Source organism: Rhodococcus sp. IEGM 1341 (assembly GCF_030056895.1).
Taxonomy (GTDB): Bacteria; Actinomycetota; Actinomycetes; order Mycobacteriales; family Mycobacteriaceae; genus Rhodococcoides.
Genome location: NZ_JASHKV010000005.1, coordinates 148697 through 164759 on the forward strand (window position 1 = coordinate 148697; position 16063 = coordinate 164759).

The following is a 16063-nucleotide window of genomic DNA, read 5'->3' on the forward strand; positions in this document are numbered from 1 at the left end:
CCTTTTTGCCGACTGCGCGCCCCTACTCGCATCAGAGTATGGGCGCGCAGTCGTCAATTGGGGCGCGCGCTCGCCGCCCACCACTTGATCAATCGAGGACGCGGGCGAGAAACGCAGCAATGTTGTCTTCGACTGCCGCGGTGCGGGTCTCGACATCGAAGTCTTCCTTGAATTGACGGCCCAACGCCGGGGTCTTCTTCTTTCGCGCGTAGAGCGAGCACGCGAGGTCCGAGCAGATGTAGGTACCCACCGTGTTTCCGCGCCTGCCGGATTCGCCTGCCTTCGCGGCAGCCATCAGCGAGACGCCACCGTTCGCGTGTGTGGTGAGGCAGATGCTGCACATCTGCGCTGTGCGTGGCCCACCGACTTTGTAGCGCAACGAGATTCCACACAGTCGATCCACGGAAGGAACGACGATGTAGCTCCTCCCGGCAAGCTTGGGGTCGACCCAACCGAAGAAGTCGAGATCGCTCCACGGCACCGCGTCGAACATCTCGGGAAGGGAGAGCCTTCCGGCGTCCCCCTTGGACGAGTTGACGAACGACGACCTGATGTCGCGCTCGGAGATCGGTTCCATGTCACTGCCTCCAGTGCTGTAAGAGTGTGTCGATTCCGTCGAGGATGCGGGCCCAGGACTGCTGCGAATCGGGCGCACTGTGACCGAACGAGCCCGACGCATCGAGGCTGGCATAGCCGTGAAACACGCTGCCGAGCAATCGAACTGCGTGTACCTGATCCTCTTCGCCGAGGTCGTACCCCCGGAGGATCGCTTTCATCATTGCCGAGTGACGCACTCCCGCACTTGCAAGAGCAGTCTCGTGATCGAGTGGAAACTGCGTCGCCGCATAGCGACCGGGGTGCTCCCGCGAATAACCGAGATACGCGTTGGCGACGGCCACCAATGCGTCCTTGCCCGCTCGGCCTGCCAGCGCCTCGGACACCCGATCGGCCAGTTCCTCCAACGCCAGCAGCGCTATCCCGACGTTCAACTCGTGCGCGTTCTTCAGGTGCGAATACAGGCTCGCCACCTTGACATCGAAGCGTCTGGCCAGCTCACTGGCGGTGACGCGATCGAAGCCGACCTCATCGGCCAGATCCGCTCCTGCCGCCACGATGCGCTGCGCGGTCAATCCTGCGCGTGCCATACCGGCCTCCTCGTTCTTTCGAGGACACCGTAACCAAACCTAATAGCTTTAGGCAAATTGCTAAAGCAATCAGCGACCCTGCCACGCCTCCCATAGCTGTGCGTATCGTCCACCGGCCGCGACCAGCTCCTCGTGCGGACCCTGTTCCAGAATTCTGCCGTGTTCGAGGACCACCACGCGGTCGGCGGCAGCAGCCTGAGTCAGCCGATGCGCGACGATCAACGTGCTGCGCCCCCTGGTCGCTGCCTCGGCCGCAGCTTCGAGATCTCGCGCACCGGAACTGCCCGCCTCCGCGGTGGCCTCGTCCAACACCGCGACGGCCGGGTCGGCGAGAACCAGTCGCGCCAAGGCCAATTGCTGCGACTGAGCCGCGGTCAACTGGCGTCCGCCCTCGCCGACGGCGGTATCGAGGCCGTTCTCGAGCGCCTCGACCCACGACCAGGCACCGACGGTGCGTAGTGCGGCTTCGACGTCGTCACGACCGGCATCAGGGGCGGCAAGCAACACGTCGTCGATCAATCGGCCGGCGAACACGTGCACTTCCTGGCTGACGATCGCGACGTGTCGCCGCAGGCCCTCACTGCCCAGCGCATCCAGTGATGCGCCGCCGACCCGAACCGTCCCAGACGTCGACGCCATCGAGCCTGCCGCGATCGCTGCAATCGTGGATTTGCCTGCGCCGGTGGATCCGACGAGAGCGACGGTCTCCCCTGCGCCGACCCGCAGGTTCACTCCGTGCAGAACCTCGTGGCCGGACTCGTACTCGTGCCGCAGATCGGTGACGTCCAAGGTGGCGTCGGACGGCACGGAACCGTCGCCGACGGGTCGGTCGTCGGGGATGTCGATGACGCCGACGAGCCGGGCCAACGAGGCTCCCGCGGACTGGATGTCGTCGAACGTGAACAGCAGGGTGCCGATCGGATTGAACAGTCGGTGGAACAGCAGCGCCGCAGCGGTCGTCTCACCGACGGTGACGTGATCGCCTCGCACCAGCAAGAATCCGGCCAACAGGATCACCGAGAGTCCGACGCATTCGGCGCGATTGCTTCGAGATCCGAATCGGGTGAACAAGCGGAACACATCGACGCCGATGTCGCGGGCCTTCGCCGACGCTCTGTCGATCTCGCTCAGGTGCGCCGACTCGAGTCCGTACGCACGAACGGTTTTTGCGCCCTGCATGCTGCTGACGAACGACTGCGCTCGCTCGCCCATCGCCACGCGTTCGGCCGCGTACTTCGGTGCCGAGCGGGGCAGATACCAGCGCAGCGCGAGGACGTACATCGGCAGCGCGACGAGCCCCGCCAGGCCGAGTCGCCAGTCGATGCCGAGCATCGTGATCATGCTCAGGCACACGAGCAGGAACGCACCGACGAGCTGCGGGATCACCTCACCGATCGACTTGGCCATCACCGCGACGTCGTCGCCCACCCGGGAGAGCAAGTCGCCCTTGCCCACTCGCTCGAGCGTGGCCACCGGCAGATGCAGCGCGCGGCGCACGACGACCTCGCGCAGCGACGCCAGAATGCCCTCACCCAACGTGCTGATGAGGTAGCCGCTGAAACCGGTGACGATGCCGCCGATCACCGCGGCCACCGAGATCACGACGACGACCCCGATGATCGTCGACGAGTCGGCCCCGTCGCGGACGCGGTCGACCAGGACCCCGAAGACGTAGACCGGCACCAGCGACATCGCCGCCGCAAGTGCGCCGAGGAGCAGCGTGACCGCCGTACGCACCCGTCGTAGTTTCAGCTGTTCCAGCAACCAGCGACCGGATCGGGCTCCGGTGGCGATCGGAAGAAGTTCGGGGGTGGTCATCGCAGCACCGCGTCCTTGTACTGCGCGTCCGAGGACGCGAGATCGTGGTGCGTTCCCTCGGCGACGACGCGGCCGTCGTCGACGACGAGAACGCGATGGGTCACCGACAGCAGCGCAGGGCTGGTGGTGATGAGGATCGTTGTCTGCGAGCTTCTTTCGGTGTGCCGGAGCTCGGCGATGCCGCGGGCGATGGCGTGCTCGGTGACGGCGTCGACGGCGGTGGTGGGGTCGTGCAGTACCAGGACCGGGGCGTCGACCGACAGCGCTCGCGCCAACGCCACTCGCTGGCGTTGGCCGCCGGACAGGCTGGCTCCGCGGTCGGTGACGGCGTGATCGAGACCCGCCTCGTGCAATTCGACGACGTCGGTGGCCGCGGATGCCTGGAGCACTCGGTCGAGTTCGGCGTCGGGCCGCTCCCGCCCGGCGGTGACGTTGCTGCGGACGGTTCCGGCGAACAGGTCGGTGAGGTGCGGCTCGACGAGAACGGTCTCGCGGGAGCGTCGAAGATCGATCTCTCCCGCCGGAATGCCGCCGACGCGAAGAGATCCGGTGTAGTCGGCGTCGGAGATCTGACCGGACAGCAGCGCGGCGAGCGCCTCTCCGTCCTGCGGTCGGTAGGCGACCACGCCGAGCATCTCGCCTGGTTCTGCCCGGAAGGTGAGGCCGTCGAGCGATCGGAATCGAACGCTGTCGACACCGAGATCGGTCCGCGCGGGCACCGCGGATTTCGACTGCGGTAGAACGTGTTCCGCACCGAGCACCAGGGCCAACCGATCGGCCGATCCGCGCACCATCGCCACGACGCCGGGGATCCTCGCCAACCCGGTCAGGGGTTCGATGACGAACTGGGCAAGGCCGATGACGGTGATCAACTCACCGACCGAAATTCGGCCCTGCAGCGCGAACCAGCCGGCGGTACCGGCGATCCCGACGGCCAGCAATGCGTTGACCGTTGCCGACAAGCCCTGATAGACGTTGTTCGCGCGAGCCAGCTTCAGAGTCGCCGCCAATGCCGTTCGGCTCGACGTCACGAATCGCTCGGTCGCGGCGTTCTCGGCACCGATGCCACGCAGCGGCCGGACACCGCTGACCAGATCGGTGGCCATACCCGACACACCGGCGATCCGGGCCTGCTGGGCGGTGGCTGCGCGGGTGAGCAGTGGAGCGAGGCGCTGCAGCGCGATCAAGATGACCGGGGTCCCGATCACGACGGCAAGGCCCAGGGGAACGTCGATGATCAACAACGCCACAGCCGATGCGACGACCGCGACGGCCGACGCGAAGACCCGGGCGATCAGATCGAGGATCCACGACTCCTTCTCGGCGTCGGACGTCGAGACCGTCAGCAACTCCCCCGCCGACAGCTCGGTACGTACACCCCGCGGATCGAGGACACGACCGGCGACCTCCACGCGCACCAGATGCGCCTCCCGCTCGATGGCGACGACGATGATGCGGGCACCGATCCGCCACGCATACGACAGGGTGACGAACAAGGCCGCCAGACCGACCAGCGAGACGATCATCGCCGTCACATCACCGGTGTCGATGGCCCGCGAGACGATGAGTCCGATCGCCACCGGGACCATCGTTTCGCACAGTTGATGCACTCCGAACAGCAGCGACGAGACGATCAGTCGGGTGCGATGGCGTCGGACGGTGCGTCGCAGAATCGCGGAGCCGGTGGCCGGAGAAGGCTCTTCCACCACTGTCCGAGCATGGCGGAGCGGCACAGAATCGGTCATTTGCTGCAGCCTATGGCATCGGGAAGTGGCGATGGGACGCCACATTTACATAGAGTCGGGACCAACGAACACCGTGTAAGCCCAGCAGAGAGTACGGAGAACACCATGCCTGCCAAGACTTCGACCGACAACGACATCGCCGACGAAGACATCGTCCCACTCGAGTACGAGACGGCCAGCCAGGCTCAGCGCGTCGTCGCGGCCTACGCAACCGATGCCGACGAATGCCGCATGTTGCTGTCGATGTTGGGTATAGATCCTGTTGTGAAGGGCGAAAGCGAGTAGCACCTTCGCAGGACTGGCTCCCCCAGAGATCTACAAGCGGATTGGACAGTTGTGGCTGACGCCTCGCAGGGTTCGGATTTTGTCGTCGTAGCCAACCGGTTGCCGGTCGATCTGGAAAAGCTTCCGGACGGAAGCACCCGATGGAAGCGAAGCCCCGGCGGGTTGGTCACCGCTCTCGAACCGATCCTGCGCGCCAACAAGGGTGCCTGGGTGGGGTGGGTCGGTGTCTCGGACGTCGACGTCGAGCCGTTCGTCGAGGACGGCCTGCAACTGCGTCCGGTCACGATCAGCGAGAAGGAATACACCCAGTACTACGAGGGCTTCTCCAACGCGACGCTGTGGCCGCTCTATCACGACGTGATCGTCAAGCCGGAGTACGACCGCGACTGGTGGAACGCCTACGTCGAAGTCAACCGCCGCTTCGCCGAGAAGACCTCCGAGGCTGCAGCACAGGGCGCGACGGTGTGGATCCAGGACTACCAGCTTCAGCTCGTTCCGAAGATGCTGCGGATGCTGCGCCCCGACCTGACCATCGGGTTCTTCCTGCACATCCCGTTCCCGCCGATCGAGCTGTTCATGCAGATGCCGTGGCGCACCGAGATCGTCGAAGGGCTGCTCGGTGCCGACCTCATCGGTTTCCATCTGTCCGGCGGCGCGCAGAACTTCCTCTACCTTGCCCGACGCCTCGCCGGGGGAACCACGTCCCGCGGAACCGTCGGAGTGCGGTCCAAGTTGGGCGTCGTGCAGGTCGGCTTCCGAACCGTGCGAGTCGGCGCGTTCCCGATCTCCATCGATTCCGGTGACCTCGACACCAAGTCTCGCTCCAAGGCCGTCCGTGATCGCGCGAAGCAACTGCGCAAGGATCTGGGCAACCCGAAGCGCATCATGCTCGGCGTCGATCGACTCGATTACACCAAGGGAATCGACGTTCGGCTCAACGCGTTCCGCGAATTGCTCGAAGAGGGCCGCGTCGATCCCGCCGAGAACGTCATCGTGCAGTTGGCGACACCCAGCCGGGAACGCGTCGAGAGCTACGTCGCCATGCGCGGCGAAATCGAGCAGCAAGTGGGCCGGATCAACGGCGAGTACGGCCAGGTGGGTCATCCCGTGGTGCACTATCTGCACCGGCCGATCCCCCGCGACGACCTGCTGGCCTACTTCGTCGCTGCCGACGTCATGCTGGTCACTCCGCTGCGTGACGGCATGAACCTCGTCGCCAAGGAGTACGTGGCCTGCCGCAGCGACCTCGGTGGCGCGCTGGTGCTCAGCGAATTCACCGGTGCCGCAGCAGAACTGCGCCAGGCGTACCTGTGCAACCCACACGACCTGGACAGCGTGAAGGACGCGATCATCGGCGCACTGGAGCAGGAACCCGAGGCAGGCAAACGCCACATGCGTGCCATGCGCAGGCAGGTGCTCGCGCACGACGTCGATCGCTGGGCCCGCTCCTTCCTGACCGCACTCGCAGCGCCGGCGGAGGGCACCAACCTCAGCCGATAAATCGCTTTCCCGATACCGTCGACGGCTGCTACTTTGCCGTCGACGGTTTTTTCGTGCATCGAGACAGTGAGGAGGTGGCATCGTGGCCACCCGGACATCGACGGACCCGAGCCCCCGTTCCTCCTCCCCCAAGGACCTCGCATGTCTCCACTCGACCACTACGGCCTCGATCAGCACTGGCTGACCGAATTCGAAAAGCTCTCCCAGAAAACAACTCTCGCCCGCGTCGTTCGCGTCGACCGAGGTGAATTCGACGCCGTCACCGACAGCGGCATCGTCCGCTGCACCGGCACCGGTATCTGCACCGGAGATTGGGTGACACTGGACTCGTTCAGGCTCGCCGCTACCCTCCCTCGCCGCACAGCCATCGAACGCGCCTCCGCCGGATCCACCTCCGACACACAGGTTCTCGGAGCCAACGTCGACACCGTCGTCGTCACGGTGGCGTCGGACACCGCCCTCGATCTCGGTCGCGTCGAGCGCTACATCACCCTGGTCTGGGGCAGCGGCGCCGTTCCCGTGGTCGCGATCACCAAGACCGACAGCGGTAGCGTCGCCGAGGAGTTGGTGCTGGCCGCCGCGCCGGGTGTGGAGGTGTGCACCACCAGCGCGGTCGACGGCAGCGGAATCGACTCACTGACAGCACATCTGCGCGGAACGGTCGCGTTGATCGGGCCGTCGGGATCCGGAAAGTCGACGCTCGGTAACGCGCTGCTGGGTGGTTCGGTTCTGGAAACCGGTGCCACTCGGTCGGCCGACGGCAAAGGCAGGCACACGACGGTGCGTCGAGAATTGGTGCCGATCCCGTCCTCTGCCCTGGTGCTGCTGGACACCCCAGGCTTGCGTTCGGTGGGCGTGCAAGGATCGGAAGACGCTGTGGCGAGCGCCTTCTCCGACGTCGACGAACTCGCCGCACTGTGCCGGTTCGGTGACTGCGCGCACGAACACGAACCCGGCTGTGCGGTGCTTGCCGCCGTCGACGCGGGTGAGCTCACCGAACGACGACTGGGCAACTACCGAAAACTGTTGCGCGAGAATGCCTGGGCGATGTCGAGGCAGGACGCCCGTGCTCGCAGCCAGAAGTTGCGGGAGTACAAGCAGATCTCGAAGTCGCTGCGCGTCAAGTACGCCGTCGACGGCAGAAAGCGGTAGGTCAGCTCTCGTCGAACAGTGAGGGACTGTCGGTCTCCGCCTCGGCCTGCCGGGCCGAACCCTCAATGTTCGACGCCTTCCGCACCACCTCGACCGTGGTGGTACGTACCGACAACCGATGACCGTCGTGATGCTCGAGCAACGCCAGACCCTGACGGATCTCGAGCACCTTCCACGGGCCTGCATGCCCGGACGCTTGAACCAGGTCGCCTGGTGCGATCTCGGAAGCCACTGTTGTTCTCCATTCACCGAGCAAGCGTTTCGGGGTCGAGCAAGTCTGTGACACACACCCTATCGGGCGTGCTCTGCGTGCATCTCACTTGCTCGTCGAACAATTTAGGAGTACTCATGTAATAGTTGTAGATATACAAGCATTATCGCGGAGGTGAACGTGGCCGAGTTGACTCGACGACACCGGTATCTCGTGCTCGGCATCTGCTGCCTGAGTCTGTTTCTCGTCAGCACCGACAACACGATCGTCAACGTCGCGCTGCCGTCGATGCGCGCAGATCTGAACGCGTCGGTATCGGGTCTGCAGTGGATCATCGACGCATACACGCTGGTCGTGGCATCACTGCTGATGCTCGGCGGCTCGATGGCCGACAAATACGGCCGCAAGCGCTTCTTTCTGATCGGCACCGGAACGTTCGTCCTCGGCTCCCTGCTGTGCAGCATCGCACCGTCACTGGGCTGGCTCATCGCCTTCCGCATGCTGCAGGCCGTCGGCGGCTCGATGATGAATCCTGTCGCGATGTCGATCATCACCAACACCTTCACCGATCCGAAAGAACGTGCCGGAGCCATCGGAATGTGGGGTGCCGTCGTCGGAATCTCGATGTCGGCGGGCCCGGCGCTGGGCGGCATCCTCGTCACCGGTGCCGGCTGGCAGTCCATCTTCTGGATCAACGTCCCCGTCGGGATCTTCGCTCTGGCGATGACACTGAAATTCGTCCCGGAATCGAAGGCCGAGCACTCACGCAAGTTCGATCCGGCCGGCCAATTCCTCATCTTCGCGTTCCTCGTGTCCCTGGTGTTCACCATCATCGAAGGTCCCGCGAAGGGGTGGGGATCGCCGCTGATCGTGTTCACCGGTGCCGTCGCCGTCGGCTCTCTCGTCGGGCTGCTGGTGGTCGAGTCGCGAATCGAGGAACCGCTCATCCAACTGAAGTTCTTCCGGAGCGCGCCGTTCAGCGGAGCGACGGTGATCGCGGTGTGCGCGTTCGCTTCTCTCGGCGGATTCCTGTTCCTCAACACCCTCTACCTGCAGGACGTGCGCGGGTACTCACCACTGCACGCCGGTCTGTACACGCTGCCGATGGCGTTGATGACGCTGATCTTCGCGCCGATCTCCGGTCGCATCGTCGGCACCCTCGGAGCGCGTATCCCGCTGCTCATCGCCGGAATCGGCTTCGTGGCCTCGGCGCTGATGCTCACCCGACTGACTCCGACGACGTCGTTCGCGTGGCTTGCGGTGGCGTACGTGATTTTCGGAATATCCTTCGGCATGGTCAACGCCCCGATCACCAACACCGCTGTGTCCGGAATGCCGCGCAGTCAGGCCGGAGTGGCATCCGCCATCGCGTCGACGAGCAGGCAGGTGGGTCAATCGCTCGGCGTGGCCGTCGTCGGATCCATCGTCACGGCGAGCATCGTCGGCGAGATCTCCGACGGCTTCACCGCCGCAGCAGTTCCGGCGTGGTTCGTCATCGCGGGCGCGGGCGTGGTCGTCACCGTGCTCGCAGTGGTCACCACCGGCAGGTGGGCCCGCTCGACCGCCGACCGAATCGACCAACCGGTGCTCGTATGACCGACTCGGAGGCAGCCCTCGTCTGGCGCGAGATGCGCGCGTTGATGCTCGAGAAGCACGACACCCGCCGAGCCGTCGCCGACGCCACCGGGATGAGCTTCCTGCGAGCCAAGCTGCTCACCAAGTTGCTCACGGGCGATCGGACGGTGACCGAATTGGCCGAGATTCTCGCGTCCGATGCGCCGTACGTCTCGCTCAACATCCGCGAGCTGGAGAAACGCGACTTGGTGATGCGCACCGAGGATCCCGACGATCGCCGACGCCGCATCATCGGACTCACCGATGTCGGACGCCGCCTCGCCGAGAAGGCGCGAGCGATCGCCGACGCCCCGCCGCCGGAATTCACGACGGTATCCGCCGAAGACCTGGCGCATCTACGACGGATTCTGCAGCTGCCCTGATTTCTGGGCTTCCCGCTTCAGCGGCGGATGGCGTCGAGTGGTGTGCCGATCTCGACGAGCGCGCGCACGGTCGCCGCTTCCATTCCCGGTGAGCCACAGACCAGGATCTGGCGATCCGGGAACGGCCCCTGCGTGGCGACGACGTCGGCCACACTGCCCTCCCAGCAATGCTCGGGCTCGAAGAACTTTGCACTGGAACCGATCTCGGCATGGATGCGGTCGTTCCATCGATCCGACGCCCACGGCTCGTGCAGTTGGTCGACGACAGGTACCACCGTCAACCACCGCAACTCCGCCGCCATCAACCACAGCATGTCACCGGCATACAGATCACGTGGCGACTTGCCGCCCACGAACAGCGTCACGTTCGGCGGCTGTGGGCGGCGAGTGAGGTCGAGCAGAATCGCGCGCAACGGAGCGAGGCCGGTGCCGCCCGCGATCATCACGACGTCGCGCCCCGAATCGTCGACATGCAGACTGCCCCGCGGATCGCTGATCTGCCACACATGACCGGGCCGCGTCTCGTTGACGATCGAACCGCTCACCCAACCGGCCGGAACGGCTCGAACATGGAATTCCAGCTTCCCGTCTCGCGAAGGCGGCAGCGCCGGTGAGTATCGCCGCGTCAGAGCAGCGTTCTGGGGAACCGTGACCGACACCGACTGGCCTGCCTGAAACGGCACAGCATCGCCTTCGAGTCTGATCACCGCAAGATCGTTCCGAAGGCGATGATACTGAACAACCGTCGAACTCCACGCCTGCATGTGAACCAGGATAGGGGCCGACGCGAAATACCTCGCACACACGCGCGGGGGTCGATGCCGTCGCCCCGGTCGAGGCCGGTCGAGGTGCGGGAGGTTCGCCGCCGACGCCGGTGGGAGGCCGGTCGACGCCGGGCGCCCCCGGTCGACGCCGCAAAAGCGCGCGCGTTTGCCGAACGCGCGCGAAATAGCGACCGATCGCCGGCGAATCCGCGCGCACCTGACGAACGCGCGCGCTTTTGCGAACAGTTGGGGGTGAACGGTGAAGGGCGAACCCTCGAATTCAGCGCTGGTGGCGCGGTTTCCAGACCACCAGGGCGTTGCGTTGAATCGGCACCAGGTCGCGGCGATAGCTGGCGTGCACGTTGGCCAGATCCTGAGCCAGCTCGGAGACCCGGGCCTGCAGTGCCTCGACCTGATTGGTCAGTTCGATGATGCGCTTGATGCCGGCGAGGTTGACGCCCTCGTCCTGCGAGAGTCGCTGCACTTCACGAAGCAGCGCGACGTCACGAGGTGAGTAGCGTCGACCGCCGCCGGTGGTGCGATGCGGGGTGACGAGCCCGAGCCGGTCGTAGGTACGCAGCGTCTGCGCGTGCATACCTGCCAACTGTGCCGCGACGGAGATCACGAAGACCTGGGCATCGGGATCAGCTTGCCCGCCACCGGCTTTCGCGGATCCGCCCTCGGGAGGGACCGACATCACACACCTGCCCACCCGGCCCGCGGGTCGAATCCGCTGGCCTTCTCGGCTTCCAGATAGTTCTTCAGAGCGTCGGTAGCAGCATCGTCCAGTTTCTGCGGGACGGCAACTTTGACGGTCACCATCAGGTCGCCGGTGCCGGACTTCTTCGGGATACCGCGGCCACGCACACGTAGCACTCGGCCGTCGACGGTGCCCGGTGGCACCTTCACTCCGACTCGCCCTTCGAGGGTGGGCACCGACAGCGTGGTGCCGAGCACCAGTTCTCCGTAGCTCACCGGAACGGTCACCGTCAGGTCGTCGCCTGTTCGGCCGAACACCTTGTCGGGCTTGACCCGAACGGTGACGAACAGGTCGCCGGACGGTGCTCCGCGCAAGCCGGCTTCGCCCTGACCGGCGAGCCGGACCTTCTGGCCGTCGCTGATGCCGGCCGGGACGCGCACGGTGATGGTGCGGGTGCGGTTCTGCACTCCGGTGCCGCGGCAGTCGACGCACGGGTCGTCGATGATGGATCCGGTACCGCGGCAGTCGTCGCACGGCTCACTGAAGCCGAACGCGCCTTGGTTTCTGTTGACGACACCCTGGCCGTTGCATTTGGGGCACACCCGCGGGCTGGTTCCGGGCTTCGCACCGCTGCCGTGGCAGGTGGTGCACGAGGACGGGCTGGTCAATCGCAGGGGGACCGTGACGCCCTGTGCCGCTTCACGGAACTGCAGCGAGGTCTCGGTTTCGACGTCACTACCGCGTCGGGGTCGATTGTTCTGCGGACGCTGCTGCGCGCCGCGGTTGAACAGGCCACCGAACAGGTCACCGATTCCGCCGTCGCCGCCGCCCTGGCCGAAGATGTCGCCGACGTCGAAGGTCTGTCCACCGCCGCCGAATCCGCCTGCGCCGGGCGAGAATCCACCTCCGCCACGGTTACCGAAACCACCGGAGGCGAACAGCTTTCGTGCTTCGTCGTATTCCTTGCGCTTGGCCGGGTCGGCGAGGACGGCGTGCGCCTCACTGACCGCCTTGAACTTGTTCTCGGCCGAGGCGTTACCGGGGTTGGCGTCGGGATGGTTGTCCCGGGCCAACTTTCGGTACGCCTTCTTGATCTCTTCTGCAGTCGCGCTGGAGGAAACGCCCAGCTCCTTGTAGAAGTCCTTCTCGATCCACTCCCGCTGGCTCACCGGGCGTTTCCTCCTCTCGCGCTATTTCTCTACTGCTCGTCGGACGCGGGTGCATCCGATTCTTGTGTTGCACTGTCCACGACGCCGACCATCGCGGTCCGCAGGACGCGCTCACCGAGCTTGTAGCCCGGACGCATCAGCGTTCCGACGACCGGACTGCTGCCGTCGCCCTCATGGGAGACGGCCTCGTGGATGGCCGGGTCGAAGGCGTCGCCCTCGGCTCCGAAAGTGGTCAGGCCGATGTTCGAGAACACCCCTGCCAACTTGTCTGCCACTGCCTTGAGCGGTCCGGTTTCGAGGTCGCCGTGCTGGCGGGCTCGCTCGAGGTCGTCCAGAACCGGAAGAAGCTGCGAGACGACGGACGCCTTCGCGTTCTCCGCTCCGGTCTGCTTCTCACGATCGGTGCGACGCCGGTAGTTGGCGTACTCCGCCGAGACGCGCTGCAGATCTGCGGTGAGCTCTGCAACCTGCGTGTCACGCGGGTCTTCCACTACGTCGCCGTCGACGGTCCCTTCGTCCACCGAGTCGGGCTGGGGCGCAGCCCCGGTGCCCACCAGGGGCTCCGGAACTGCGTCACCTTCCCGTACTTCACCGGTCTCGGGATCGATCTTTCGCTTGTCCACGAAAGTGACCGGTTCCTGCTCGGTGTTGTCCGACGTCACTTCTTGTCCGTGTCGTCGGCGGGCTCGTCGACAACCTCTGCGTCGACGACACCGTCGTCAGCGGCCTGCGCGCCACCCTCTGCGCCGCCCTGCTCCTTGGCCTGAGCCTCGTAGATGGCGGTGCCGAGAGCCTGCGACTCGGTCGAGAGCTTCTCCACGGCGGTCTTGACTGCCGAGATGTCGCTGCCCGCGAGAGCCGACTTGGCGTCGGCGATGGCGGTTTCGACGCGTCCCTTGAGCTCGGCGTCGACCTTGTCCTCGTTGTCCTTGACGAACTTCTCCGTCTGGTGGACGAGGGACTCGGCCTGGTTGCGGACCTCGGCCTCTTCGCGACGAGCCTTGTCCTCGTCTGCGTGAGCTTCCGCGTCGGCGACCATGCGGTCGATCTCTTCCTTGGACAGACCGGAGCCGTCCTGGATCTTGATCGTGTTTTCCTTGCCGGTGCCCTTGTCCTTGGCCGTGACGTGCACGATGCCGTTGGCGTCGATGTCGAAGGTGACCTCGATCTGCGGGACGCCGCGAGGAGCCGGGGGCAGCTCGGTCAGCTCGAAGGAGCCGAGAAGCTTGTTGTGCGAGGCGATCTCGCGCTCACCCTGGAAGACCTGGATCTGCACCGAAGGCTGATTGTCGTCAGCGGTGGTGAAGGTCTCGGACCGCTTCGTCGGGATGGTGGTGTTGCGCTCGATGAGCTTGGTCATCACGCCACCCTTGGTCTCGATACCGAGGGACAGCGGCGTGACGTCGAGGAGCAGAACGTCCTTGACCTCACCCTTGAGCACACCGGCCTGCAGTGCAGCACCGACGGCCACGACCTCGTCCGGGTTGACGCCCTTGTTGGGCTCGCGTCCACCGGAGAGTTCCTTGACCAGCTCGGAGACGGCGGGCATACGCGTCGAACCACCGACGAGCACGACGTGGTCGATGTCCTTGACGGCGATGCCGGAGTCCTTGACCACTGCCTGGAACGGCGCACGGGTGCGGTCGAGCAGGTCGGAGGTGATCTTCTGGAACTCCGAGCGGCTGAGCTGCTCGTCGAGGAACAGCGGGTTCTTGTCGCCGTCGACCGTGATGTACGGGAGGTTGATCGAGGTGCTCTGCCCGGAGGACAGTTCGATCTTCGCCTTCTCGGCAGCCTCACGCAGACGCTGCAGCGCCATCTTGTCCTTGGTCAGATCGATGCCGTTCTGAGCCTTGAACTTGTCGACGAGCCAGGTCACGATGCGCTCGTCCCAGTCGTCGCCACCGAGGTGGTTGTCGCCGGACGTCGCGCGGACCTCGACGACGCCGTCGCCGATTTCCAGCAGCGAGACGTCGAACGTGCCGCCACCGAGGTCGAACACGAGAATGGTCTGCTCGCTGTCGCCCTTGTCCAGGCCGTATGCGAGAGCTGCCGCGGTGGGCTCGTTGACGATGCGCAGGACGTTGAGGCCGGCGATCTGGCCGGCTTCCTTCGTGGCCTGGCGCTGTGCGTCCTCGAAGTACGCGGGAACGGTGATGACCGCGTCGGTGATTTCCTCGCCCAGGTAGGCCTCGGCGTCGCGCTTGAGCTTCTGCAGCGTGCGCGCGGAGATCTCCTGCGGGGTGTACTTCTTGCCGTCGATCTCCACGGTCCAGTCCGTGCCGACGTGGCGCTTCACGGAGCGAATCGTGCGGTCGACGTTGGTGACCGCCTGGTTCTTCGCGGGCTGGCCGACCAGCACTTCACCGTTCTTGGCGAAAGCGACGATCGACGGGGTGGTGCGTGATCCCTCGGAGTTGGCGACGACAACCGGTTCGCCGCCCTCGAGGACGGACACGACCGAGTTGGTGGTCCCGAGGTCGATACCGACCGCACGAGCCATAATGTTTCCTCCTGTTAGTGCTGGGGTTCAGTCCCTGGGTGAGCGAACTCCGCTCAAGTTTGCACAACGCGTCTTGTCGCGTCAACTTCCAACTTGAGCCTCATCCACTCAAGGCTGCTGACCTGCACAACGGAGGGTGTGGCGACTTTGTTCCCGTGGGAGCGGGTGCGCCGCATGTGAGCGAAAACTCGACCCCTGCTACGAGGTTTCGCGCACGTGGGGCGAAGCCCCTCCACAGCAGTACGCCGCGACGATCACGAGGATCGTCGCGGCGCAGCGGGGAGAAAGTGTTGCGGGGGGAATTACTCGGCAGGCTCCTCGACCGGGGCGGGGATGCAGCTGTGAGTGAGCAGCCCACCGGTGATGTTGTCGAGGAAGTTCGCGTCGAGTGCACTGGCGAAGGCCGCGGCACCGGCGGGGCGGGCCATCCATTCACGATCGACCGACGGCACGGTGTACGTGGCGGCTTCGCCTGCCTCGATGGTCGTCTCGGTGTTCTGACCCTGCACGCCCGGCAGTGCGCCGTAGTTGACGTTGACGTTCGACGCGTCGTCCGCACCGACGTTGTCCACCTTGACCTGAAGTGCGACGACGCCGCCCTCGGGTGCGTCCTTGACCGTGGTGTCGCAGACGGCGGCCATGGTCACCACCAGGTCGGGGCTTTCGAGAACCACCGAGCCGAGCGGGCCGACGGGTTCGGGGGCAGGTTCGGCCGATGCGGCCGGTGCGAGGGCAACCGCACCGATGGCGGCGGCCAGAGCGGCCGTCGAGGCCAGGATCGATGTGCGGGCAAGACGTCGCATGAACAACTCCTGTAGCTGAAGGGGATGTGACTCATGAGTCTGATGTGACAGATGGGTCAGTTGGTACTCAACTCACTATGTCCTATCGGATTCCGACATTCCACACCAGGCGGTCTCGATTCGATGACGTTCGCATATCGAAGGAAAACGCCCCTGACGAATCACATCCATGTAGTTCGGAGTAGGTTTCACCGGTCGGTGAGCCAGGTTTCACCGGTTGCCGATCAGGGGAACCACAACCCTGCGGATCGGCCGCGCCCTACGTAGGGTT

16 protein-coding genes are annotated in these 16063 nt (G+C 65.2%); 5 read left to right on the plus strand and 11 right to left on the minus strand.

What is annotated here, in order from left to right:
- Positions 1-88: 88 nt before the first annotated feature.
- From QM615_RS13785 to QM615_RS13800, 4 genes are all read right to left on the minus strand, one after another.
- Complete coding sequence (locus QM615_RS13785; RefSeq protein ID WP_149407348.1) at positions 89-577, minus strand: FBP domain-containing protein; 489 nt, start codon at positions 575-577, stop codon at positions 89-91.
- Between the two features lies 1 nt (position 578).
- Positions 579-1145, minus strand: a complete 567-nt coding sequence (locus QM615_RS13790; protein WP_094640835.1) for a TetR/AcrR family transcriptional regulator — start codon at positions 1143-1145, stop codon at positions 579-581.
- Between the two features lie 69 nt (positions 1146-1214).
- Complete coding sequence (locus QM615_RS13795) at positions 1215-2963, minus strand: ABC transporter ATP-binding protein (protein WP_149407349.1); 1749 nt, start codon at positions 2961-2963, stop codon at positions 1215-1217.
- Positions 2960-4708, minus strand: coding sequence for an ABC transporter ATP-binding protein (locus QM615_RS13800; RefSeq protein ID WP_188078782.1), 1749 nt, complete (start codon positions 4706-4708; stop codon positions 2960-2962). The genes QM615_RS13795 and QM615_RS13800 overlap by 4 nt, the downstream gene beginning before the upstream one ends.
- A gap of 105 nt (positions 4709-4813) precedes the next feature.
- On the opposite strand from QM615_RS13800, the gene QM615_RS13805 reads away from it, so the two are divergent.
- From QM615_RS13805 to rsgA, 3 genes are all read left to right on the plus strand, one after another.
- A complete protein-coding gene (locus QM615_RS13805; protein ID WP_068055931.1) occupies positions 4814-4993 on the plus strand; it encodes a hypothetical protein in 180 nt (59 codons plus the stop codon).
- Positions 4994-5044: 51 nt separating this feature from the next.
- Positions 5045-6493 carry an alpha,alpha-trehalose-phosphate synthase (UDP-forming) gene (locus QM615_RS13810; RefSeq protein WP_094686889.1) on the plus strand — a complete coding sequence of 483 codons (1449 nt, stop codon included), beginning with the start codon at positions 5045-5047 and terminating at the stop codon, positions 6491-6493.
- 141 nt (positions 6494-6634) lie between these two features.
- On the plus strand, positions 6635-7645 hold the full coding sequence (gene rsgA, locus QM615_RS13815; protein ID WP_149407350.1) for a ribosome small subunit-dependent GTPase A: 1011 nt from the start codon (positions 6635-6637) through the stop codon (positions 7643-7645).
- A gap of 1 nt (position 7646) precedes the next feature.
- Here the strand turns inward: rsgA and QM615_RS13820 are convergent, their stop codons facing one another.
- Positions 7647-7877, minus strand: coding sequence for a hypothetical protein (locus QM615_RS13820; protein ID WP_149407351.1), 231 nt, complete (start codon positions 7875-7877; stop codon positions 7647-7649).
- Positions 7878-8036: 159 nt separating this feature from the next.
- On the opposite strand from QM615_RS13820, the gene QM615_RS13825 reads away from it, so the two are divergent.
- Entirely contained in the window at positions 8037-9452 is a 1416-nt protein-coding gene (locus QM615_RS13825; protein ID WP_149407352.1) for an MFS transporter, read from the plus strand.
- Positions 9449-9853 carry a MarR family winged helix-turn-helix transcriptional regulator gene (locus QM615_RS13830; protein WP_149407353.1) on the plus strand — a complete coding sequence of 135 codons (405 nt, stop codon included), beginning with the start codon at positions 9449-9451 and terminating at the stop codon, positions 9851-9853. The genes QM615_RS13825 and QM615_RS13830 overlap by 4 nt, the downstream gene beginning before the upstream one ends.
- 17 nt (positions 9854-9870) lie before the next feature.
- On the opposite strand, the gene QM615_RS13835 is transcribed toward QM615_RS13830, so the two are convergent.
- The 6 genes from QM615_RS13835 to QM615_RS13860 form a co-directional block, all read right to left on the minus strand.
- On the minus strand, positions 9871-10617 hold the full coding sequence (locus tag QM615_RS13835; RefSeq protein ID WP_149407354.1) for an FAD-binding oxidoreductase: 747 nt from the start codon (positions 10615-10617) through the stop codon (positions 9871-9873).
- 280 nt (positions 10618-10897) lie between these two features.
- Positions 10898-11314: a heat shock protein transcriptional repressor HspR gene (locus QM615_RS13840; protein WP_045196872.1), complete on the minus strand. Its 417-nt coding sequence runs from the start codon at positions 11312-11314 to the stop codon at positions 10898-10900.
- Positions 11314-12486, minus strand: coding sequence for a molecular chaperone DnaJ (gene dnaJ, locus QM615_RS13845; RefSeq protein WP_068055903.1), 1173 nt, complete (start codon positions 12484-12486; stop codon positions 11314-11316). The genes QM615_RS13840 and dnaJ overlap by 1 nt, the downstream gene beginning before the upstream one ends.
- A gap of 29 nt (positions 12487-12515) precedes the next feature.
- Positions 12516-13148 (minus strand): nucleotide exchange factor GrpE, encoded by a 633-nt coding sequence (gene grpE / locus QM615_RS13850; RefSeq protein WP_283347409.1) that lies wholly within the window; start codon positions 13146-13148, stop codon positions 12516-12518.
- Complete coding sequence (gene dnaK, locus QM615_RS13855) at positions 13145-14989, minus strand: molecular chaperone DnaK (protein WP_269594981.1); 1845 nt, start codon at positions 14987-14989, stop codon at positions 13145-13147. The genes grpE and dnaK overlap by 4 nt, the downstream gene beginning before the upstream one ends.
- Before the next feature lie 302 nt (positions 14990-15291).
- On the minus strand, positions 15292-15792 hold the full coding sequence (locus QM615_RS13860) for a Pro-kumamolisin, activation domain family protein (RefSeq protein ID WP_283347410.1): 501 nt from the start codon (positions 15790-15792) through the stop codon (positions 15292-15294).
- Positions 15793-16063 lie beyond the last annotated feature (271 nt).

What these genes read in the sequence shown, in the direction of transcription:
- QM615_RS13785 (WP_149407348.1), bottom strand. Translation starts at nt 577, where the DNA reads ATGGAACCGATCTCCGAGCGCGACATCAGGTCGTCGTTCGTCAACTCG.
- QM615_RS13790 (WP_094640835.1), bottom strand. Translation starts at nt 1,145, where the DNA reads ATGGCACGCGCAGGATTGACCGCGCAGCGCATCGTGGCGGCAGGAGCG.
- QM615_RS13795 (WP_149407349.1), bottom strand. Translation starts at nt 2,963, where the DNA reads ATGACCACCCCCGAACTTCTTCCGATCGCCACCGGAGCCCGATCCGGT.
- QM615_RS13800 (WP_188078782.1), bottom strand. Translation starts at nt 4,708, where the DNA reads ATGACCGATTCTGTGCCGCTCCGCCATGCTCGGACAGTGGTGGAAGAG.
- QM615_RS13805 (WP_068055931.1), top strand. Translation starts at nt 4,814, where the DNA reads ATGCCTGCCAAGACTTCGACCGACAACGACATCGCCGACGAAGACATC.
- rsgA (WP_149407350.1), top strand. Translation starts at nt 6,635, where the DNA reads ATGTCTCCACTCGACCACTACGGCCTCGATCAGCACTGGCTGACCGAA.
- QM615_RS13830 (WP_149407353.1), top strand. Translation starts at nt 9,449, where the DNA reads ATGACCGACTCGGAGGCAGCCCTCGTCTGGCGCGAGATGCGCGCGTTG.
- QM615_RS13835 (WP_149407354.1), bottom strand. Translation starts at nt 10,617, where the DNA reads ATGCAGGCGTGGAGTTCGACGGTTGTTCAGTATCATCGCCTTCGGAAC.
- QM615_RS13840 (WP_045196872.1), bottom strand. Translation starts at nt 11,314, where the DNA reads ATGTCGGTCCCTCCCGAGGGCGGATCCGCGAAAGCCGGTGGCGGGCAA.
- dnaK (WP_269594981.1), bottom strand. Translation starts at nt 14,989, where the DNA reads ATGGCTCGTGCGGTCGGTATCGACCTCGGGACCACCAACTCGGTCGTG.
- QM615_RS13860 (WP_283347410.1), bottom strand. Translation starts at nt 15,792, where the DNA reads ATGCGACGTCTTGCCCGCACATCGATCCTGGCCTCGACGGCCGCTCTG.